The 19,809-nt window shown below is 73.5% G+C and carries 18 protein-coding genes and 1 riboswitch; of the genes, 10 read left to right on the top strand and 8 right to left on the bottom strand.

Features of this window, described 5'->3' with window-relative positions; genetic code table 11:
• Nucleotides 1-49: 49 nt before the first annotated feature.
• From argH to I5Q34_RS21290, 4 genes are all read left to right on the top strand, one after another.
• The gene (argH, locus tag I5Q34_RS21275) at nt 50-1,483 is read left to right on the top strand and encodes an argininosuccinate lyase (protein WP_199893897.1); all 1,434 of its coding nucleotides are present in this window, start codon (nt 50-52) and stop codon (nt 1,481-1,483) included.
• Between the two features lie 63 nt (nt 1,484-1,546).
• Nucleotides 1,547-2,095 carry a TetR/AcrR family transcriptional regulator gene (locus I5Q34_RS21280; protein WP_199893898.1) on the top strand — a complete coding sequence of 183 codons (549 nt, stop codon included), beginning with the start codon at nt 1,547-1,549 and terminating at the stop codon, nt 2,093-2,095.
• Entirely contained in the window at nt 2,092-3,645 is a 1,554-nt protein-coding gene (locus I5Q34_RS21285; RefSeq protein ID WP_277965382.1) for an MFS transporter, read from the top strand. The genes I5Q34_RS21280 and I5Q34_RS21285 overlap by 4 nt, the downstream gene beginning before the upstream one ends.
• Before the next feature lie 223 nt (nt 3,646-3,868).
• A complete protein-coding gene (locus I5Q34_RS21290) occupies nt 3,869-4,699 on the top strand; it encodes an alpha/beta fold hydrolase (RefSeq protein ID WP_199893899.1) in 831 nt (276 codons plus the stop codon).
• Nucleotides 4,700-4,721: 22 nt separating this feature from the next.
• On the opposite strand, the gene I5Q34_RS21295 is transcribed toward I5Q34_RS21290, so the two are convergent.
• Nucleotides 4,722-5,399 (bottom strand): 1-acyl-sn-glycerol-3-phosphate acyltransferase, encoded by a 678-nt coding sequence (locus tag I5Q34_RS21295; protein WP_199893900.1) that lies wholly within the window; start codon nt 5,397-5,399, stop codon nt 4,722-4,724.
• A 231-nt stretch (nt 5,400-5,630) separates the two neighbouring features.
• Here I5Q34_RS21295 and I5Q34_RS21300 point away from each other — a divergent pair, with 231 nt between their 5' ends.
• From I5Q34_RS21300 to I5Q34_RS21310, 3 genes are all read left to right on the top strand, one after another.
• Nucleotides 5,631-6,812, top strand: coding sequence for a glycerophosphodiester phosphodiesterase (locus tag I5Q34_RS21300; protein WP_199893901.1), 1,182 nt, complete (start codon nt 5,631-5,633; stop codon nt 6,810-6,812).
• A gap of 89 nt (nt 6,813-6,901) precedes the next feature.
• A complete protein-coding gene (locus I5Q34_RS21305; RefSeq protein ID WP_199893902.1) occupies nt 6,902-7,450 on the top strand; it encodes an RNA polymerase sigma factor in 549 nt (182 codons plus the stop codon).
• Nucleotides 7,451-7,509: 59 nt separating this feature from the next.
• Nucleotides 7,510-8,013, top strand: a complete 504-nt coding sequence (locus I5Q34_RS21310) for a GNAT family N-acetyltransferase (RefSeq protein WP_199893903.1) — start codon at nt 7,510-7,512, stop codon at nt 8,011-8,013.
• Nucleotides 8,014-8,218: 205 nt separating this feature from the next.
• On the opposite strand, the gene I5Q34_RS21315 is transcribed toward I5Q34_RS21310, so the two are convergent.
• Complete coding sequence (locus tag I5Q34_RS21315) at nt 8,219-9,361, bottom strand: glycosyltransferase family 4 protein (RefSeq protein WP_199893904.1); 1,143 nt, start codon at nt 9,359-9,361, stop codon at nt 8,219-8,221.
• Nucleotides 9,362-9,518: 157 nt separating this feature from the next.
• Here I5Q34_RS21315 and I5Q34_RS21320 point away from each other — a divergent pair, with 157 nt between their 5' ends.
• Nucleotides 9,519-10,742, top strand: a complete 1,224-nt coding sequence (locus tag I5Q34_RS21320; protein ID WP_199893905.1) for a glycosyltransferase 87 family protein — start codon at nt 9,519-9,521, stop codon at nt 10,740-10,742.
• Between the two features lie 230 nt (nt 10,743-10,972).
• On the opposite strand, the gene I5Q34_RS21325 is transcribed toward I5Q34_RS21320, so the two are convergent.
• The 5 genes from I5Q34_RS21325 to I5Q34_RS21345 all read right to left on the bottom strand — a co-directional run bounded on the left by I5Q34_RS21325 (nt 10,973) and on the right by I5Q34_RS21345 (nt 16,713).
• On the bottom strand, nt 10,973-12,217 hold the full coding sequence (locus tag I5Q34_RS21325; RefSeq protein WP_234429184.1) for a basic secretory family protein: 1,245 nt from the start codon (nt 12,215-12,217) through the stop codon (nt 10,973-10,975).
• Nucleotides 12,218-12,288: 71 nt separating this feature from the next.
• Nucleotides 12,289-13,383 carry an NlpC/P60 family protein gene (locus I5Q34_RS21330; protein WP_199893907.1) on the bottom strand — a complete coding sequence of 365 codons (1,095 nt, stop codon included), beginning with the start codon at nt 13,381-13,383 and terminating at the stop codon, nt 12,289-12,291.
• A gap of 252 nt (nt 13,384-13,635) precedes the next feature.
• On the bottom strand, nt 13,636-14,745 hold the full coding sequence (locus tag I5Q34_RS21335; RefSeq protein WP_199893908.1) for a C40 family peptidase: 1,110 nt from the start codon (nt 14,743-14,745) through the stop codon (nt 13,636-13,638).
• 337 nt (nt 14,746-15,082) lie between these two features.
• Nucleotides 15,083-16,453, bottom strand: a complete 1,371-nt coding sequence (locus I5Q34_RS21340) for an NYN domain-containing protein (RefSeq protein ID WP_199893909.1) — start codon at nt 16,451-16,453, stop codon at nt 15,083-15,085.
• Between the two features lie 20 nt (nt 16,454-16,473).
• Nucleotides 16,474-16,713 carry a hypothetical protein gene (locus I5Q34_RS21345; protein WP_199893910.1) on the bottom strand — a complete coding sequence of 80 codons (240 nt, stop codon included), beginning with the start codon at nt 16,711-16,713 and terminating at the stop codon, nt 16,474-16,476.
• 140 nt (nt 16,714-16,853) lie between these two features.
• Here I5Q34_RS21345 and I5Q34_RS21350 point away from each other — a divergent pair, with 140 nt between their 5' ends.
• A complete protein-coding gene (locus I5Q34_RS21350; RefSeq protein WP_199893911.1) occupies nt 16,854-17,576 on the top strand; it encodes a rhomboid family intramembrane serine protease in 723 nt (240 codons plus the stop codon).
• Nucleotides 17,573-17,854, top strand: coding sequence for an Lrp/AsnC family transcriptional regulator (locus tag I5Q34_RS21355; protein ID WP_049715502.1), 282 nt, complete (start codon nt 17,573-17,575; stop codon nt 17,852-17,854). Before I5Q34_RS21350 ends, I5Q34_RS21355 begins: the two co-directional genes overlap by 4 nt.
• Here I5Q34_RS21355 and I5Q34_RS21360 read toward each other — a convergent pair.
• Nucleotides 17,851-19,221, bottom strand: coding sequence for an aminotransferase class V-fold PLP-dependent enzyme (locus I5Q34_RS21360; RefSeq protein ID WP_199893912.1), 1,371 nt, complete (start codon nt 19,219-19,221; stop codon nt 17,851-17,853). The genes I5Q34_RS21355 and I5Q34_RS21360 overlap by 4 nt on opposite strands.
• 115 nt (nt 19,222-19,336) lie before the next feature.
• A riboswitch (SAM riboswitch) is annotated at nt 19,337-19,453 on the bottom strand.
• Between the last annotated feature and the right edge of the window lie 356 nt (nt 19,454-19,809).

Raw genomic sequence — 19,809 nt, forward strand, 5'->3', positions numbered from 1 at the left:
GGTCCCGTCCGCCCGCAGCGGCACCCCACCACCCACGAGGAGCACGCAAGTGAGCAACGGCACCACCGACGACGTCCGGCTCTGGGGCGGCCGTTTCGCCGACGGCCCCGCCGAAGCCCTGGCCAAGCTGTCCGCGTCGGTCCACTTCGACTGGCGCCTGGCCCCGTACGACATCGCCGGCTCCCGCGCCCACGCCCGCGTGCTCCACAAGGCGGGCCTGCTGACCGCCGACGAGCTGGAGAAGATGCTCGACGGCCTCGGCCGGCTGGAGAAGGACGTCGCGGACGGCACGTTCACCGGCACCGTCGCCGACGAGGACGTGCACACCGCCCTGGAGCGCGGCCTGCTGGAGCGGCTCGGCCCCGAGCTCGGCGGCAAGCTGCGCGCCGGCCGCTCGCGCAACGACCAGGTGGCCACGCTCTTCCGGATGTATCTGCGCGACCACGCGCGGATCATCGGCGGGCTGGTCACCGACCTCCAGGAGGCGCTCGTCGGCCTCGCCGAGGCGCACGCGGACGTGGCGATGCCCGGCCGCACCCACCTCCAGCACGCCCAGCCGGTGCTCTTCGCGCACCACGTCCTCGCGCACGTCCAGGCGCTGTCGCGGGATGCGGAGCGGCTGCGGCAGTGGGACGGGCGGACGGCGGTCTCGCCGTACGGCTCGGGCGCCCTGGCCGGCAGCAGCCTCGGCCTCGACCCGGAGGCCGTCGCCGCCGACCTCGGCTTCGAGCGCGGCTCGGCCGCCAACTCCATCGACGGCACGGCCGCGCGGGACTTCGTCGCGGAGTTCGCCTTCATCACGGCGATGATCGGCGTCGACCTGTCGAGGATCGCCGAGGAGGTGATCATCTGGAACACGAAGGAGTTCTCCTTCGTGACCCTCCACGACGCCTTCTCCACCGGCTCGTCGATCATGCCGCAGAAGAAGAACCCGGACATCGCCGAGCTGGCGCGCGGCAAGTCCGGCCGGCTGATCGGCAACCTCACCGGCCTGCTGGCCACCCTCAAGGCCCTCCCGCTCGCCTACAACCGGGACCTCCAGGAGGACAAGGAGCCCGTCTTCGACTCCTGCGACCAGCTGGAGGTCCTGCTGCCGGCCTTCACCGGGATGATGGCGACGCTCACCGTCCACCGCGAGCGGCTGGAGGAGCTGGCCCCGGCCGGGTTCTCGCTGGCCACCGACATCGCCGAGTGGCTGGTGCGGCGCGGCGTGCCGTTCCGCGTCGCCCACGAGGTGGCGGGGGAGTGCGTCAAGGAGTGCGAGCGGCACGGCATCGAGCTCGACGGGCTGACCGACGAGCAGTTCGCCGCGATCTCCCCGCACCTGACCCCCGAGGTCCGCACCGTCCTGGACGTGCCCGGCGCGCTCGCCTCCCGCAGCGGACGCGGCGGCACCGCCCCCTCGGCGGTGGCCGTCCAGCTCACGGAGGTCAAGGCCGATCTGGCCGTCCAGCGTGAGTGGGCGGCCGCGCGACGCGGCTGACGCGTACGCGACACGGATAACCCGAATGAGACATCACTGTCTCATTCGGGTTATCGTCGTCTCATGAGCCTCGACCGTGAACACGTACTGAGAGCCGCCGCGGCCCTGCTCACCCGCAAGGCGACGGCGTCCATGGACGAGATCGCCAAGGCGGCCGGCGTCAGCCGTGCCACCCTCCACCGGCACTTCTCCGGCCGCGACGCGCTGGTGCGCGCCCTGGAGGACCACGGCATCGCCGAGTTCGGGCGGGCGCTCGACGAGGCCCGTACGGAGGAGGGCGACGCCGCCGAGGCCGTGCGCCGGCTGATCGCGCGCTCCGAGCCCGTCGCCGGTTTCCTCGCGTTCCTCTTCACCGAGAACCAGCTCTACGAGGCCGGCGTCAACGAGGGCTGGAACCGGCTCGACGTCCGCGTCCAGGGGCTCTTCCAGCGCGGTCAGGAGGAGGGCGTCTTCCGCCTCGACCTCTCGCCCGCCTGGCTCACCGAGGCGCTCTACGGACTCATCGGCGCCGGCGCCTGGGCCGTGCAGGACGGCCGGGTGGCCGCCAAGGACCACACCCGGATGGTCTCCGAGCTGCTGCTCGGCGGCGCGCAGCGGAGGATGGAGCGGTGAGCAGCGAGACGATCACACGGGAGCCGGGGGCCAAGGGGCCGGACGCACCGGGCCGGGGGCGCTGGCTGGCGCTCGCCGTCCTGGTCCTGGCCGTCCTGCTGGTGGCCGTGGACGCCACCGTCCTCGGTCTGGCGACGCCGTTCCTCAGCGAGGACCTGCGTCCCTCGGGCACCCAGCTGCTGTGGATCGGTGACGTCTACTCCTTCGTCATCGCCGGTCTGCTGGTCTCCATGGGCAGCCTGGGCGACCGCATCGGGCGGAAGAAGCTGCTGCTGAGCGGCGCTGTGGCCTTCGGCGCGGTCTCGGTGCTCAACGCCTACGCCTCCAGCCCGGAGATGATGATCGCGGCCCGGGCGCTGCTGGGCGTGGCGGGCGCGACGCTGATGCCCTCGACGCTGGCGCTGATCCGCAACCTCTTCCACGACCCGCGTGAGCGCAGCCTCGCCATCGGCATCTGGGGCGCGATGGCCTCGGCGGGCGCGGCGGTGGGCCCGGTGGTCGGCGGGTTCCTGCTGGAGAACTTCTGGTGGGGCTCGGTCTTCCTGATCAACCTGCCGGTGATGGCCGTGCTGGTGCTGGTGGGCATCAAGCTGCTGCCCGAGTCGCGCGACCCGTCGCCCGGCCCCTGGGACCTGCTGAGCGTCGTCCTGTCGATGGCCGGCATCATCGCCGTCGTCTACGCGATCAAGGAGGGCGCGACGATCGGCGCGAGCCCGGAGGTCGTCGTCGGTGCGGTGGTCGGCGTGGTGGCGCTCGCCTGGTTCGTCCGGCGTCAGCTGCGGCTGCCCGCGCCCCTGCTGGACATGCGGCTCTTCCGCAACCGGGGCTTCTCCGGCGCGGTGCTGGCCGACCTGCTGACCGTGCTCGGCCTGTCCGGGCTGGTCTTCTTCCTCTCGCAGTTCCTGCAACTGGTCCAGGACCGCAGCCCGTTGGAGGCGGGCCTGGCCGAACTCCCGGCCGCCATCGGCGCGGTCACGGCCGGTCTGCTCGCCGGGCAGGCCGCCCGTCGCTGGTCGGTACGGGGCGTGGTGGCCGGCGGTCTCGCGGCGATCGGCGTCGCGCTGGCGGTGGTCGGCTGGCTCTCCACCGACACCGCCTACCCGCTGCTGGGCGCGGTGCTGCTGGTCGTCGGCGTCGGTGCCGGTTTCTCCTTCACCGTCACGGCCGACGTCATCCTCTCCAGCGTGCCCAAGGAGCAGGCGGGCGCCGCCTCGGCGGTCTCCGAGACGGCGTACGAACTGGGCGCGGCGCTCGGCATCGCGCTCCTCGGCTCGATCGTCACCGGCGTCTACCGGGGCTTCACGGTGCCCGCCGGCGTCCCGGACGGGCCCGCGTCCGCCGCGCACGAGTCGCTGGGCGGTGCCGTCGAGGCGGCCGTGACGCTGCCCGCCGACACCGGCGCGGTGCTGCTCTCCTCGGCGCAGCACGCCTTCGTGGACGGGCTGCGGATCGCCTCCGGCGTGGGCGCGGTGGTGCTGCTGGGCACGGCGGTGGCCGCGTGGTTCCTGCTGCGCGGGCAGCGGCTGGAAGAGGGCGCGGCCGAGCACTGAAGCCGAGCGCCGAGCACTGAAACAGAGCACGGAAAGAGTGCTGAGCAGCGCAGGGCTCAGATGAGCCAACCGCACATGGGCCGGGGCGGCAAGCCCCGGCCCATGTGACATTTGCCGACTGCAAGTTCTCTTGACGGCATCTTTACCCGCGCGCAAATATCGCCGCTACCGGTCGGTATTGCCGAACACGGTTCGAGATTCCTCGTGCGGAAGGACCCCCCCGATGCGTCTGCGCGCCAAAATCAGAATGCTGCTCGCCGCCGCGGCCACCGCCGCCGTCACCTTCACCGGCATATCGGCGGCACCGGCCTCCGCCTCGGTCCTCGACATCCCGCCCAAGGGCGCCAACGACTGGTCCTGCAAGCCCGATTCGGCCCACCCCGAACCGGTCGTGCTGGTCAACGGCACCTTCAAGCTGATGGCCGAGAACTGGTCCAAGCTCTCCCCGAAGCTGAAGGAGAAGGGCTACTGCGTCTTCGCCCTCAACTACGGCAACCTGGAGACCGACACCGTCCCGAAGTCGGCGGCCGAACTGCGCGACTTCGTCGAGGCGGTGCGCGGCGCGACCGGCGCGGCCAAGGTCGACATCGTCGGCCACAGCCAGGGCGGCATGCTCCCCCGCTACTACGTCAAGTTCCTCGGCGGCGCCGACAAGGTGGACGACCTCGTCGGCATCGTCCCCTCCAACCACGGCACCAAGAACCCGCTGGCCATCGCGGCCGGCTACACCATCTGCCCGTCCTGCCTCGACCAGCGCGCCGGTTCCGACCTGCTGAAGAAGCTCAACGAGGGCGAGGAGACCCCGGCCGGGCCGGACTACACCGTCATCACCACCCGGTACGACGAGGTCGTCATCCCCTACACCAGCGCCCTGCTGACCGGCCCGAAGGAGCGCCTGACCAACGTCGTGCTCCAGGACAAGTGCCCGCTCGACCTGTTCATGCACGACCAGGCCACCAAGGACCCGGTCGTCCACCAGTGGGTCCTCAACGCCCTGGGACGCAAAGGCCCCGCCGACCCGGGCTTCCAGCCGCGGTGCTTCGGCGGGGCGTGATACCTGAGGAGGCTCGCCGGCGTCAGGCGGCCTTGGACTCCCGCGCCTTGGTGGCGTAGACGTCCACGTACTCCTGGCCCGACAGCCGCATCACCTGGCTCATCACCTCGTCGGTGACGGCGCGCAGCACATAGCGGTCGCGGTCCATGCCCTCGTAACGGGAGAAGTCCAGCCGCTCGCCGAAGCGCACCGTCACCGGCGCGATGCGCGGCAGGCCCTTGCCGGACGGCTGCACCTTGTCGGTGCCGACCATCGCGAACGGGACCACGGGCGCGCCCGTCATCAGCGCGAGGCGGGCGATGCCGGTGCGGCCGCGGTACAGCCGGCCGTCGGGGGAGCGGGTGCCCTCGGGGTAGATGGCGAAGATGTTGCCCTCGTCCAGCACCCGGCGGCCCGTCATCAGGGCCGCGACGCCGCCGTGCCCGCCGTCCCGGTCGACCGGGATCATCCCGGACGCCCCGAAGAACCAGGCCATCAGCCGCCCCTTGAGCCCCTTGCCCGTGACGTACTCGTCCTTGCCGATGAAGAACACCTGCCGTTTGACCACGAGCGCGAGGAAGAGCGAGTCGATGAACGTGACGTGGTTCCCGGCGAGGATGACCGGCCCGTTGCCGGGAATGCGCTCCATGCCCTCGACCGTGGGGCGGTACAGGACGCGCATGAGCAGTCCGAGGAACGCCTTGAGCAGGATGCGGGACAACGGATCCTCCGGGTCGTGGTCTGGACGGTCGGGCCGGGTGGCGCTTGAGGACGATACTCGCGGGTACGAGAGCCCCGCACACCGGGTTAACCGACTCGATACGCAGTGTTGACGTGAGTTTTCACTCCGTTTCGAGCGAAGCCTTCTGTACGAAAGACGGACGCACCTACGATCTGCGCGTCCGAACAGGAACCGCCCACACCGGTTCCACAGCACAAGGAGCGACATCACATGCAGCAGGAGCAGCGGCCGGGCAGACGGATGGTGCTGGGGGCGGCGGCCGCCCTCGGCGCGGGGGCCGTCGCCCTCGGCGGCGCCGGTACGGCGGCGGCAGCCCCGGCGGCCACCTCCGCCACGGGCCGGCGCGGCCACGGCGGTCACCTCCGCGACCTGCCGGTGCCCACCGTCATCGGCCACCGCGGCGCCAGCGGCTACCGCCCCGAACACACCCTCGGCTCCTACCAGTTCGCCCTGGACAACGGCGCGGACGTCATCGAGCAGGACGTCGTCCCCACCAAGGACGGCCACCTCGTCTGCCGCCACGAGAACGACATCACCGGTACCACCGACGTCGCCTCCCGCCCCGAGTTCGCCTCCCGCAAGACCACCAAGACCGTGGACGGCGAGGCCCACACCGGCTGGTTCACCGAGGACTTCACCCTCGCCGAGCTGAAGACCCTGCGCGCCAAGGAGCGCCTGCCGCAGGTCCGCCGGCACAACACCCTCTACGACGGCCGCTGGTCCGTGCCCACCTTCGAAGAGGTCCTCAAGTGGGCCGACCAGCAGGGCCGCAAGCGGGGCCGGCGCATCTGGCTGCACATCGAGACCAAGCACCCCACCTACTTCCGCAAGCTGGGCCTGGGCCTGGAGGAGCGGCTGGCCAAGCTGCTGCGCCGGTACGGACGGGCCGGCCGCGACGGCCACACCTTCCTGCAGTCCTTCGAGCCGAGCAGCCTCCAGCGGCTGGGCCGCCTCGGCGTCGGAGGCCCCAAGATCCTGCTCCTGGACGACCTGCCGGTCCGCCCCTGGGACTTCGTCGAGGCCAAGGACCCGCGCACCACCGCCGACCTGATCACGCCCAAGGGCCTCAAGTGGGTCGCCGGCTTCGCCGACGGCATCGGCCCCTGGCTCGACACGATCATCCCGAGGGACAAGGACGGCCGGCTCACCAAGCCCACCACGCTGGTGCGCGACGCCCACGCCGCCGGGCTGATCCTCCACCCGTACACCATGCGCAACGAGAACAACTTCCTGCCCGCCGACTTCCGGCGTGGCACCGACCCCGGCGCGTACGGCGACGCCTTCGCCGCCTTCAAGACGTACTTCGCCACCGGGATCGACGGCATCTTCTCCGACAACTGTGATACCGCGGCACTGGCGCGGGACGCGTTCCTGGCGGGACGCAAGGGCTGACCGGTCAGCCCACGAAGGTGGCCGACACGGACGGGTGATGCCCCTCCGGGTCGGCAACCGGCGGATCACGGGCCCACGTCCCGCCGGGCATGACACCGAACGACCTCCTCACCTCGCTGCGTCCGCTGCTGGCCGCGGAATGCGCCGCGGAGGCGCCGGCGGCCGGCGTGGACGCGGCCGACCTCGAACAGGCCGTGTGGGTCCGGCTGCTGAGCGAGGGCGCGGCCGCGGCCTGTGCCGCCCCGGGGGAGCGGGACCGGGGGCGGCGGTTGCGCGCCGCGGTACGGGCCGAGGCCCGCGCCGCGCGCCGGCACACCCGGCGCGAGGTGCCCTACGACCCGGTGGCCGACGAGCCGGCCGACCCGGCCGCGGCCTCGGAGTCCGGGGTCGAACGGGCCGTGCTGGCCGCCGAGTCGGGGCGCGAACTGCGCGCCGCGGTGCGGCGGCTGCCCGGCCGCTGTCCCGGCCTGATGCGGGCGCTGTTGTCCGCCGGCGACCCGACCTACCGCGAAATCGCAGGGGAGTTGGGTATCTCACAAGGATCTCTGGGGCCCATCCGTTCCCGTTGCCTGGGATGCCTGCGCAGAATGCTCACGGCGGCGATTGCGCTTCCTGACCCCGGGGGAAAGGAGCGTTAGGCCCGTTGGGCCGTTGGGCAACACGCGCCACGGAAGGCGACCAGGGGAGGCATGCGCACATGGGCATGAGCGTGACCATCGCGACGGCGGGCGAGGACGACGCCGAACAGATCCTCAAGCTCCAGTACCTCTGCTACCAGGGGGAGGCGGAGCTCTACGGCGACTACTCCATCGCACCGCTGACCCAGAGCCTGGCCGCGCTGCGGGCCGAACTGGCCGCCGGATGCGTACTGGTGGCCCGGCTCGGGGACGAGGTCGTCGGCTCGGTCCGCGCCTCCGTCGACGGGGACGGCGTCGCGACGCTCGCGGCGCTCATCGTGCACCCGCGCCTGCGGCGGCACGGCCTGGGGGGCCGGCTGCTGGCCGCGCTCGAGGACCGCCTGGCCGCCGACCACGCGGCCCGCCGCTTCCGGCTCTCCGTCGGCCGCCGCAGCGAGGTCGCCTTGCGGCTGTGCCGGGGGAGAGGTTATGCGCGGACGGGCTCGGCGGAGGCCGGTCCGATCAAGCTGATCACGCTGGAGAAGGCGGTGGCGGAGCGGGCGTATGTGACGGCGGCGGGCTGACCGCCGGGGGTTTTGCCCCAGCCCCGCCCTTTCACCGTTTCCCGGGGAGACCCCGGACCCCATTCGCCCTTCGGGCGAAGTCCTCAAACGCCGGACGGGCTGAAACAGCCCGTCCGGCGTTTGAGGACAAACCGCGCGGAGCGCGGCGAGAAACTGGGGGCACCCCCTCTGGGGGAGAAAGGGCGGGGCCGGGGCTCAACTCCCCCTACAGCAACCCCTCCAACCGCTCCGCCAACAAATCCCACCGCCACCGCTCCTCCACCCACTCACGCCCCCGCGCACCCATCCGACGCCGCAACTCCGCGTCGAGGAGCAGCTCGACAAGCCGGTCCGCCGACTCCCCGGCGGAACCGCCGCGCACGACAAACCCCGTCTCCCCCTCCAGCACCGCATCCGGCGCCCCGCCCGAATCCCCCGCCACCACCGGCAACCCCGTCGCCGACGCCTCCAGGTACACGATCCCCAGGCCCTCCACGTCCAGCCCGCCCCGCCGCGTCCGGCACGGCATCGCGAAGACGTCGCCGGCGCCGTAGTGGGCCGGGAGCTCCTCCCACTCCACCGGTCCGGTGAAGCGGACCGCGTCCGCGACGCCCGTCTCCGCCGCCAGCCGCCGCAGGCCGGCCGCGTACGGCCCGCCCCCGACGATCAGCAGCACCGCGTCCGGCACCCGGGACAGCACCGCCGGCATGGCCCGGATCAGCGTGTCCTGTCCCTTGCGCGGGACGAGCCGGGAGACGCAGACGACCACCGGCCGGTCCGTCAGGCCCAGCCGGGCCCGGATCTCGTCCCCGCCCGAGCCGGGATGGAAGGTCTTCTCGTCGACGCCGGGCGGCAGTTGGACCATCCGGCCCGCCGCCTCGCCCGTCAGGGCGGTCGCGATGCGGGAGCGGGTGTACTCCCCCAGATAGGTGATCGTGTCCGTGCCCTCGCCGATGCGGCGCAGCAACTGCCGCGCGCCGGGCAGCTGGGCCCAGCCCGCCTCGTGGCCGTGCGTCGTGGCGACGATCCGCCGCGCCCCGGCCGCGCGCAGCGCCGGGGCCATCAGCCCCAGCGGCGCCGCGGCCCCGAACCAGACGGAGGAGCAGCCGTGTTCGCGCAGCAGCCCCACCGCGCGCCGGGTCACCCGCGGGGTGGGCAGCAGCATCGTCGTACGGTCGCGCACCACGCGGAACGGCTGCTCGGCGTCGAAGCGGGCGGTGGCCCGGACGCCCTCCTCGCTCCGCTTCCAGGTGGAGGCGTAGACGACGACCCGCTCCGGGTCCAGGCGCAGCGCCATGTTGTGCAGGAAGGCCTGGATGCCGCCCGGGCGCGGCGGGAAGTCGTTGGTGACGATCAGGGTCTTGTGCATCGCCGCCGACAGTACCCCGTGCCCCCGGACGGCGATCGGGCGGCAACCGGGCCCGTGCCCCGCCACGTCACCGCGTACCGGCCCGCCTCCCAGGCATCATGCCTTCCGTGACGGTGCACGTACGGCGAGCGACGCCCCTGACCGGACGAGGTGGACGATGCGGAATCTGATCGCGACGTGGGCCGTCACCCGCGCCTTCCTGCTGCTGTGCGTGTTCGGTGTGATCGACATGCCGGGGTCCGACGTCTCCGTCGACATCGAGGTGATCTACCAGGGCTGGTACGGCGTCCTGCGCACCGGAGTCTTCCCCTACGACGACGTGACCTGGCAGTACCCGCCCGCCGCCGCGCTCGCGGTACTCGCCCCCGGCCTGCTGCCGTTCCTGCACTACGCGGCGGCGTTCTTCCTGGTGTGCTTCGCGGCGGACGCCGCGGTCCTCGCGCTGCTGCTGTACGCGGCCCGGGACGGGCGGCGCAGCCTGCGCGGCGGGTGGGTGTGGGTGGCCGGGGTGCCGCTGCTCGGGCCGATCGTCTACGCCCGGTACGACGTGATGGTGACCGCCGTCGGGGTCGCGACGCTGCTGGCCCTGGGCCGCCGCCCGCGCGCGGCCGGGGCCCTCGCCGGCTTCGGCACGCTGCTCAAGGTCTGGCCCATGCTGCTGCTCATCGGGGTGGAACGCGGCCTGCGCACCCGGTCCGCGTGGAGCTCGGCCCTGGTCACGGCGGTGGTGCTGGCGATGCTGTTCGCGGCGGCCATGCCCGGGGCGCTGGCCTTCCTGACCTTCCAGCGCGACCGGGGCACGGAGGTCGAGTCCCTGGGCTCGCTGGTCTTCCACCTCGGCCGGCACTTCGGCTGGCATGGGCAGGCCCGGCTGCACTACGGCTCGGTGGAGTTCCTCGGCCGCCATGTGCACGCGGTCAGCGCGCTGGCGCTGGGGCTGAGCCTGCTGGCGTTCGGCTGGCTGCTGCTGTGGCGGCTGAAGGCGCGGACGTTCACGCCGTGCACCCCGTCGGACGCGGCGTTCGCGGCGGTGCTCCTGTTCACCACGACGAGCCGGGTGATCAGCCCGCAGTACATGGTGTGGCTGATCGGGCTGGCGGCGGTGTGCGCGTCGGCCCGGGCGTCCCGGCAGGCGGGCCTGCCGGTGACGCTGGTGCTCGTGGTCGCGGCGCTGACGCAGCTGGAGTTCCCGACGTGGTTCTCGCACGTGGTCGCCAGCGACAAGCTGGGCGTGGCGACGCTGACGCTGCGCAACGCGCTGCTGGTGACGGCGACGGTGGTGGCGTGCCGCCGCCTGTGGCGGGCGACGGTGCCGGTGCCCCCGCGGGCGGGCGAGCCGGATCCTCCGACGGAGCGGGCGTCGCAGCTGGCGTCCCGTTAGGGCGTTTCTCTCCCCCACCCCGCCCCTTCCCGGAACCGGGGCTCCGCCCCGGACCCCGCAAAGCGGCTCCACCGCTTTGTCCTCGGACGCCGGACGGGCCGATTACCCCGCCCGAGCACGCGATCCAGCCCGTCCGGCGTCCGAGGACACCCGCGCGGAGCGCGAAGAAACGGCGAAAGCGGGGGTGCCCCCTCCGGGGGAGGGTCCGGGGCACAACTCCCGCGAAGCGGCTACCCCCGCAGTACCTTCCCCGCATACGCCCGCCACCGCTCCGTGAACTCCTGAACGCTCACCCCGAGCACATCGCTCAGCCCCCGCTCCACAGAACCCCTCTTCGCACCAACCGCCCGGTAGAAGTCGACCAACCGCCCCTCCCCCCACCGCTCCGCCACCATCCGGCACGCCAGCCATCCCCCTTCGTACGCCCGCGCCAGCCGCCCCGGCTCCCCCGTGAAGCCGAAGTCCGCGTCCGCGGGCAGCCCCCTGGGCGCCCCCGAGGAGGCGACCGAGCGGGCGAGCTCCGGGGCGACCTGACGCGGCGTACGCCGGGAACCCCGGTACGCGACCCAGTCCGCGAACCCCTCCGAGAGCCACATCGGCATCGCCCGCGGCGTACTGTCCCGCGTCGCGACGTGCGTGGCCTCGTGCGTGAGCACGGTCCGCCGGCCGAAGTCCCCGAGCGCCCCGTACGCCTCGGGGTTGACCACGATCCGCGCGGGCGTCCCGGTCCCGTCCCCGGTGGTGACGGCCGCGATGCCCCGGTAGTCGGAGGCCGGCGCCCCGAGCAGGGCGCCCATCCGCTCCAGCGAGGCGGGCATCTCGACCACGACCCGGTCGAAGGGGCCGTCCTTCCAGGCCGCGCCCACCGCCGGCACCGCCGCGTCCACGAGCGCGGCCACGGACCGCAGCAGGTCCGCCTGCTGCCCCGCCCCCAGGACGAGGCCGTGGGCGCCCCGCACCACCGTGACCCGGCCCTGCTCCCACAGCTGCCGGTCGCCGGACGCCGTGTCGTCGCCGGCCACGTACCACCGTCCGTCCCGCCGCACCGCGGTCAGCCGCACGGGCACGGTGACCGGCGCCGCGTCGTACCCGGCGAGGCGGTAGCGGAGTCGGGCCTCGACGGCCACCCGGTGGCCGGACCCGGCGGCGGGGGCGAAGCCGCCCAGGCGCGCCACCCGGTAGTCCCAGGAGGCGAACGGGACGTCCGCGAGGTTCTCGTAGACCTGCCGCCGCCGGTCGCGGTAGGCCCCCGCCTCCGGGGCGGGGTCCACGGCGTCGGCGTAGGCCCGCTCGTCGTGCCCGCGGACGGCCGCCGCCCAGCGGTCCAGCAACTGCTGCACGGCAACGGAATCGGCCCGGCCGCCGCCGTCGGGACCGACGGTCTCACAGCCGGCCAGGGCGGCCTGGAGCACAAGCAGCAGAGCGGCCAGGCGGCACACCGCCCGGCGCCCGATCCACCGCGTGCGGCCGTCCATGGCCATGCATCGTACGAGCCGGCCGGCCGGATGCCGGTGACCGGGCGGCGGTCAGGGCCGCGGAAGCACGCTCACGGCCGGGTGATGGAGGAGATCGGCATCATGTTGGCGGGGTCGTAGCGCACCCGTGCCCCGGGGTAGGGGGCGTGCACGACCTGCCCGTTGCCCACGTACATGCCCACGTGGCTCGCGTCGTCCCGGTAGATGACCAGGTCCCCGGGCCTGGCGTCGGAGAGCGAGACGTGCCGGCCCGCGTTGCGCTGGGCCTGCGAGGTGCGCGGCAGGCCCACCCCGGCCCGCCCGTAGGCCCACTGCATCAGCCCGGAGCAGTCGAAGGCGGACGGGCCGGTCGCCCCCCAGGCGTAGGGCGTGCCGACCGCCGAGCGGGCGGCCATCGCCGCGGCGGCGCCGCGCGAGGACGAGGCGCCGACGGCCGCGGCGGCATCGCCGCCGCCCGGGAGCGAGGCGGCGAGCCGGGAGAGCGGCGGCAGGGAGCCGGGGCGCTCCGCCCCGCCGCCGGAGCGCGAGGCGCGGGCGTAGTCCTGCCGTTCCTGGTCCGGCAGGGAGTTGAGCAGCCGGCGCGCCGCGGCGAGCTTGCCCTCGACCTCGCGCTTGTGCCGCGCGACGGCCCTGCGGCCCTCCTCCAGCTCGGCGAGGGTGCGGCCGGCCTCGGCCCGCTCCTGGGTCAGGGCCCGCTGGGCGGCCAGCAGGGCGTGCAGCTGCCCGGCCTGACGGCCCGTGACGCGGTCGAGGACGGAGGCCCGGTCGAGGTAGCGCTCGGGGTCGGAGGAGAGGAGCAGCCGCAGGGCCGGGTCCACCGCTCCGGCGCGGTACTGGGCGGAGGCGACCATGCCGAGGGCGGTGCGCATCGCGTTGACCTTCTCCTGGCCGCGGGCGACCCGGTCGGCGGCCTGTTCGACCTTCCGCCGCAGGGCGCCGGCCCGTTCGTCGGCGGCGTTGAACTTCTCGGTGGCCCGCTCGGCCTGTTCGTAGAGCCGGTCGATCTGCTCCTTGACCGTCCCGGTGGCGTCGCCGGCGGGCCCGGGACGGGCGCTGGCGGGTGCCGCCGAGAGGGCGGCCGCCGCGGTGGCCACGGCGGCGGACAGGACGGTGACCCGGACGGTCCGGTTGCAACCGGGGTGTGCGGGCCGGCGATGGGACGCCACGTGCTGCCGTACTCCCTTCACTGCGCGGGCCCCTCGCGCCCGGACGGGCGATCGCTGGCCGGGGCACCGCGCGGCAGACAGTAGCGGCGCGTTCACCCCCGGTTCAAAGACCTCGCGGCGGCGCCGGGCCCCGGTACGCCGGACGCCCCGCCCAAGACGCAGGTCATGGGCGGGGCGTCACGTCCCCGCAAGTCGCCGCGGGGGCGACCCGATTCGCCCGAACGGGCGGATGGGCGCGGGCGGCGGGGGACGTCAGCCGACGCGCACGCCGAACTGGAACGGCATGTTGCTCATCGCCTCGTAGCGGACCACGGTGCCGGTGCGCGGGGCGTGCAGGACCTGGCCGTTGCCGGCGTAGAGGCCGACGTGGTGCTGGTCGCCGTAGAAGATCACCAGGTCGCCGGGCTGGAGCTGGCTCTGGTCGTAGATGCGGGTGCCGTTGTTGGCCTGGGCCTGGGAGGTGCGGTCCAGGGTGACGCCCGCCTGCGCGTACGCCCAGGAGGTCAGGCCGGAGCAGTCGAAGGAGCTCGGGCCGGTCGCGCCCCACACGTACGGCGAACCGATCTTGGAGGCGGCGGCGTTGAGCGCGGCGCCGGCGCGGCCCGAGGCGGGCACGTGCTTGCCGGAGGACGAGGAGGAGCCGCTGTCCCCGCTCTTGGACGAGCCCTCCTGGGCGGAGGAGTCGTCCTTGGCCTGCTCCTTGGCCTCGGCCGCGGACTTGGCGGCCTCGGCCTTCTCCTGGGCCTCCAGCTCCGCGCGCTCCTTCTCGGTGAGCTGGTTGAGGACGTCGCGGGCCTCGGCCAGCTTGCCCTGCACCGCGGACTTCTGCTCGCCGAGCGCCTTGCGCGTGGCCTCCAGGTCGGCGAGCTTGCCGGCGGCCTCCTCGCGCTGCTGCTTGAGGACGCGCTGCTTGACGGATATCTGCTTGAGGGTCTCCGCCTGCTTGGCGCTGACCTGGTTGAGGGTGGACGCCCTCTGAAGGTAGCTGTCCGGGTCGGAGGAGAGCAGCAGTTGGAGCGAGGGGTCCACGGAGCCGGAGCGGTACTGGGCGGTGGCCACCGAACCGAGGCCGTCGCGCAGCTTGTTGACGTCCTCCTGGCCGCGGGCGACGCGGTCCTGGAGCTCGCCGACCTCCTTCTCCAGCTTCTCCTGCTTCTGCTTGGCCCCGTTGAACTTCTCGGTGGCCTGCTCGGCCTCCTCGTAGAACTTGTCGACCTTCTCCTTGGCCTCGCTCTTGGTGGGCTTGGCGCCGGGATCGGCGTGGGCCGCCTGGGCGGAGAGGGCGACGGCAGCGGCGGCGGTCGCGGTGAGGACGGTCACCCGAGTGCGGCTCGGCTGCTTGGGACGACGGTGGGACGCCACGGAGTCGAGCTCCTTCGATTCCTCGGCCGCCGCCCGCGCTCGCGATGGCCGGGCCCGGCGGGAACTTCACCGTCATCCCGAATGGATGATCGCCGGGTGAAGGTTCGAGGACCGACCTTAGTGACCCTCACATGATCGGTTCAAATCCCCTTGCGGAAATTCTCCCCCGGCCGCCCCATCCTTTACCAGGGTTTGCCTCGCATTGCCGGTCCGGCGTGCCCCCTTGGGCCTGCGGTTCCGGCCGGGGGTCCGGGGGTTGTCCCCCGGGAAAATGCAGCACCGGGGGAAACACAAGCCGTAACGAACTTCTGACACGACGATACCTCCCGGACACCTCTCAGGTGCGCGCAAGTCGCTTGAGCAGCAAGGCCGATGCGACCGGCCGCGCCCCCGCCTTGGCGACCCCGTCCGCCACCTCGCGGTCCGTGGAGACCACCACCACCGGCCGGCCCGGCGGCTCCGCCCGCACCAGCTGGCGGATCAGCTCGTCCGCCGTGACGCCCGGCTTGCTGAACAGCACCCGTACCCCGCGCGGCGGCGCCAGCAGCACCGGCGCGGCCAGCTCCGCGCCGTCGAAGACGCACGTCATCTCGGCGCCGGTCTGCGCGGCCAGCATCGCCAGCCCGCCCAGCAGCCGCAGCCGCTGCTTGTCCAACGGCATCGTCGGATAGCCGGTCTTGGTGACGTTGTAGCCGTCCACCACCAGGTGCGCCTGCGGCAGCGCCAGCAGTTGGTCGAGCAGCGCCGGGTCGGTCTCCGACAGGGCGCGCGCCGCGATGTCCTTGGGCGTCATCTGCCCCGGCTGCACGGCGTCCACCAGGTCCGCGGGGTGCACCGAGGCGGGCGGCAGGGCCAGTTCGCGGCGCAGCCCCTGGGCGGCGTCCAGCACCGTGTCCAGCAGCAGCCGCAGCCGCATGTCCTCCACGCTGCGTCCCTCGCGCACCGCCCGGCGGCTCGCCTCCAGCGCCGCCTCGGCCTCCGCGAGGCGGGCCTTGGTCCGCCGCGTCTCGCCCAGCGCCGCCGCCAGTTCGGCCGCGGACGACTGGCGCAGCGCCTCCAGCTCGCCCTGGAGCTTGCGCAGCGCGGCCTCGCCGCGCCGTACGTCGCTCTGCGCGCTGCGCAGCTTGCGCTGGAGGGTCTCGCCCTCCTTGCGGGCCGCGTCCAGGTCCGCGCGGAAGCGCTCGGACTCCGCGCGCGCGTCGCCGCGCGCCTGCTCCAGTTCCCCGCGCAGCCTGCCCAGTTCGCGCCGGGCCTCCTCGCCGGCCCGCTCGGCGCCGGCCCGCTGGGCCTCCTCGCCGGCCGCGGTGACGAGCTTGACCCAGCCCGGCGGGCGCAGCACGAAGGCCATCGCCGCCACGTCCTCCGGGTCGGCGGCGGCCGGCGGCGACCCGGCCTCCACGGCCTGGGCCAGCTCGGAGCCGCCCTCGCGCAGCCGGGCGGAGATCCGCTGCCGGAAGGCGGGGTCGCCCTCGACGGCGGCCGCCATCGCGTTGCCCGCGAACCGGGCCCGGCGAACGGGGGTGAAACGGGCGTACTGCCGCAGCTGCGGCGGGAGTTCGGAGAGGGTCAGCCCGCCGAACGCCTCGGCCACCAGGCCGATGACCCGGCGCCGGATCCCCTCCGGCAACGGGCGGTCGAGCACCTCGCTGACGTCCTCGGCCCGACCGTCCTCACCGGCCGTCCCCTCGTCGTCCGTGTGCTCCACCACCGCTGCGTCGCTCCCGTTCCTCAGCCGCTCGTATCCGGCCTGTCCACCACTTCGATCCGGTCGGTCGCGTTGCACCAACGGCAACGCACGGACTCGATCGTCTCACTGACCACGTCCCGCTCCTCCACAGTGGGTTCTCCCGCGAGATCGAGGTGGACATATTCCACGGCCTTGACCGTGCGCGTCACGTCGAACCGTGTGAGGTTTCCGCACAGAGTGCAGCGCCACCGCGTCGCGGCGGTCGGCAGGGGAACGCCCATGATGTCGTCCGTCCTCCGGAGGTGTGGCCTTTGTCGTAACCCTACGGCCTGCCGGTCCCGCGGCGGGCCGGAGCCGGTGCGCGCCGGGCCGCCCGGCGGGGCACTGCGTACGGCTTGTCCCGGTACGCCATGATCTGGACATGATCGTAAGGCAAGCGCGACGGGATCCGGCCGGCCGCCGGCCCTGGGTCACCCGCACCCTGATCGCCGCCTGCTGCGCGCTCTTCCTCCTCGGCCCCGCCTCCGGCCTCGACCCGGCGTACGGCACCGGCGGCGAGCTGCTCGCCGCGCAGACCTCCTACTTCGAGCGCTGGGGCGTGGTCCCGGACGAGCTGTGGCACTCCCCTCCCGCGGCGCTGCTCACCCCGCTGACCGCGCTGTTCGTCCACGGCAACTGGCTGCATCTGCTGGGCAACATGCTCTTCCTCCACGTCTTCGGGGCGATGGCCGAGGAACGGCTGGGCCGCCTCTCCTTCGCCCTGTGCTACTTGGTCACCGGCTACCTGGCCCTGCTCGGCTACGCGGCGGCGCACCCGCACTCCGGCCAGTCCCTCGTGGGCGCCTCCGGGGCCATCTCCGGAGTGCTCGGCGCGTTCCTCCATCTCTTCCCCCGGGCCAGGGTCACCAGCCTCTTCCCCTTCCTCTTCTTCCTGCCGCTGCGCTTCCCGGCCTGGGCGGTGCTGCTGTTCTGGTTCGCGCTCCAGTGGCCGGGCGCCGGCGCCGCGGGCGACCGGCCGGGGGTGGCCTATCTGGCCCACGTCCTGGGCTTCGCCCTCGGCTTCGGCTTCGCATGGGTGAGCGGACGGCGTCCGGTTAGAGTGAAGGACGACGCCGGGTCCACCGAAGGAGACAGAACGACGTGATCACCTCGATCGTGCTCATCAAGACGGACGTGGACCGCATCCCCGAGATCGCCGAGCGGATCGCGGCCCTGGAGGGCGTCAGCGAGGTCTTCTCCGTCACCGGCGCCTACGACCTGATCGCGATGGTGCGGGTGGCCCGCCACGACGACCTGGCGGACGTCATCCCGGGCCGGATCAGCAAGATCCCCGGCGTGGCCTCGACGGAGACGCACATCGCGTTCCGCACGTACTCGCAGCACGACCTGGAGGCGGCGTTCGCGATCGGCCTCGACAGCTAGGCCACCGGCCGGTCCGCCGGCTTCTCCGGCACGCAACGTCCGCCTTCCGTACGGTACGTCCACCGCGCGCCGTCCGTCGCCAGCTCCCGGGCCGCCCGGACGAAGCGGTCGACATGCTCCTCGGGCGTCCCCACCCCGAAGCTGACCCGGATCGCGCTCGCCGCCGGCGCCTCGTCCGCCGCCCCGCACTCGCCCGCGGTGCCGCCGTTCTCCGCGAGCAGCGCCCGCACCAGCGGATGGGCGCAGAAGAGCCCGTCGCGCACCCCGATCCCGTACTCGGCGGACAGCGCCGCCGCGAAGTGCGAGCTGTTCCACCCGTCCACGACGAAGGACACCACGCCCACGCGCGGCGCCTCGTCGCCGAACAGCGACACCACCCGCACCCCCGGCACCTCCGCGAGCCCCGCGCGCAGCCGGCCCAGCAGCGCCTGCTCCCGACCGGCCAGCCGCTCGAAGCCGGCCGCGGTCAGCGCCCGGCAGGCGGAGGCGATGGCGTAGGCACCGATCACATTGGGCGAACCGGCCTCGTGCCGGGCCACGGTGTCGTGCCACTCCACCACCGGCTCGCCCGCCGCGCCGCGCGTCACCCGGCGCGTGGCGCCGCCGCCGGCCAGGTACGGCTCGGCCCGGCGCAGCCAGTCCGCGCGCCCGGCCAGCACGCCGGCGCCGAACGGCGCGTACAGCTTGTGCCCGGAGAAGGCCACCCAGTCCACGTCCAGTTCGGCCACGTCCACCGCCTGGTGCGGCACGAGCTGCGCGGCGTCGAGGACGATCCGCGCCCCGTGCGCGTGCGCGGCCGCCGCCAACTCCCTTACGGGCCACAGCTCTCCGGTCACGTTCGACGCGCCCGTCACACAGACGAGGGCGGGCCCGTGCGGATCCCGGGCGGCAAGCGCCCGCTCCAGGGCATCGACCGCCTGCCCCGGGCTGCGGGGCGCGTCCAGCCAGGTCACGGCAGTATCCGCGCGACGCCCCCAGGGCAGCAGCGCGGCGTGGTGCTCGCTCTCGAACGCGAACACCCTTGTGCCGGGCGGGAGTACGGCCGCGAGGAGGTTGAGCGAATCGGTCGTCGAGCGGGTGAACACCACGTCGTCGCCCGGGCGGCAGCCGAGGAACTCCGCGACGGTGGCCCGGCTGTTCTCGAACAGGTCGGTGGACAGCTGCGACAGGTGACCCGCGCCGCGGTGCACGCTGCCGTAGTACGGCGCGTAGGCGGCGACGTCGTCCCACACCCGCTGCAGGGCGGGGGCGCTGGCCGCGTAGTCGAGGGCGGCGTACGGGACTTCGCCGCCGGTGACGAGGGGGACGCGGACGTCGTGGCCGAGGACGGGGAGGGGGGCACTGATGGTCTCGACGGTTGCAGGCATGGCGAACTCCCGTGGGGCGCGTGAAGGATGAACGTGCGGAGAAGGGGCCCTGGGCCCTAGCGCATTCGCTGCATCACGGAAGGTCTCCCTCGACGACCAGGATCCCTGGTGGAGGGATCCGCGCTTGCCGCAGACCTCGCTGCCTGCGACCCGGTCATCACCCGGGGCACCCCGCCACGGACGGAGGGTTGCCGGACAGCGGGCCGGGGCCGTATCGCTGTCGCTCGTGACCTGCGGGGAGTATGGCACAGCGGATCGCCATGGTGGAAGGGGGTTTTCCCCGGCCCTCCCCCGGAGGGGGCACCCCCAGTCCTCGAACTCCCCGGAGGGGGCAACCCCCAGACGGGCTGGATTGGCGCGCCGAATCAGCCCGTCTGGGGGTTGCCCCCTCCGGGGAGTTCGAGGACGAGCGGCGGAGCCGCGAACCCCGCCACCCCGCGGGTGGCGCACCCCCCCCCCCCCCCCGGGTTGGGGGCCCGGGGGGGCCCCCCCTAACGGGGGCGCGGGGGGCCACCCCCCCGCACCCCCGCGCGGCGCAGCCGCGCACCGGGCCCCGGGGCAGAGCCCCGGAAGAAATGGTGAAAGGGC

It is taken from the genome of Streptomyces sp. AV19, from assembly GCF_015999245.1.
Classification (GTDB): Bacteria; Actinomycetota; Actinomycetes; order Streptomycetales; family Streptomycetaceae; genus Streptomyces.

Coding starts and splice junctions, on each gene's coding strand:
- I5Q34_RS21280 (WP_199893898.1), top strand. CDS start 1,547: ATGAGCCTCGACCGTGAACACGTACTGAGAGCCGCCGCGGCCCTGCTC.
- I5Q34_RS21290 (WP_199893899.1), top strand. CDS start 3,869: ATGCGTCTGCGCGCCAAAATCAGAATGCTGCTCGCCGCCGCGGCCACC.
- I5Q34_RS21300 (WP_199893901.1), top strand. CDS start 5,631: ATGCAGCAGGAGCAGCGGCCGGGCAGACGGATGGTGCTGGGGGCGGCG.
- I5Q34_RS21305 (WP_199893902.1), top strand. CDS start 6,902: ATGACACCGAACGACCTCCTCACCTCGCTGCGTCCGCTGCTGGCCGCG.
- I5Q34_RS21310 (WP_199893903.1), top strand. CDS start 7,510: ATGGGCATGAGCGTGACCATCGCGACGGCGGGCGAGGACGACGCCGAA.
- I5Q34_RS21315 (WP_199893904.1), bottom strand. CDS start 9,361: ATGCACAAGACCCTGATCGTCACCAACGACTTCCCGCCGCGCCCGGGC.
- I5Q34_RS21320 (WP_199893905.1), top strand. CDS start 9,519: ATGCGGAATCTGATCGCGACGTGGGCCGTCACCCGCGCCTTCCTGCTG.
- I5Q34_RS21325 (WP_234429184.1), bottom strand. CDS start 12,217: ATGGACGGCCGCACGCGGTGGATCGGGCGCCGGGCGGTGTGCCGCCTG.
- I5Q34_RS21345 (WP_199893910.1), bottom strand. CDS start 16,713: ATGGGCGTTCCCCTGCCGACCGCCGCGACGCGGTGGCGCTGCACTCTG.
- I5Q34_RS21350 (WP_199893911.1), top strand. CDS start 16,854: ATGATCGTAAGGCAAGCGCGACGGGATCCGGCCGGCCGCCGGCCCTGG.
- I5Q34_RS21360 (WP_199893912.1), bottom strand. CDS start 19,221: ATGCCTGCAACCGTCGAGACCATCAGTGCCCCCCTCCCCGTCCTCGGC.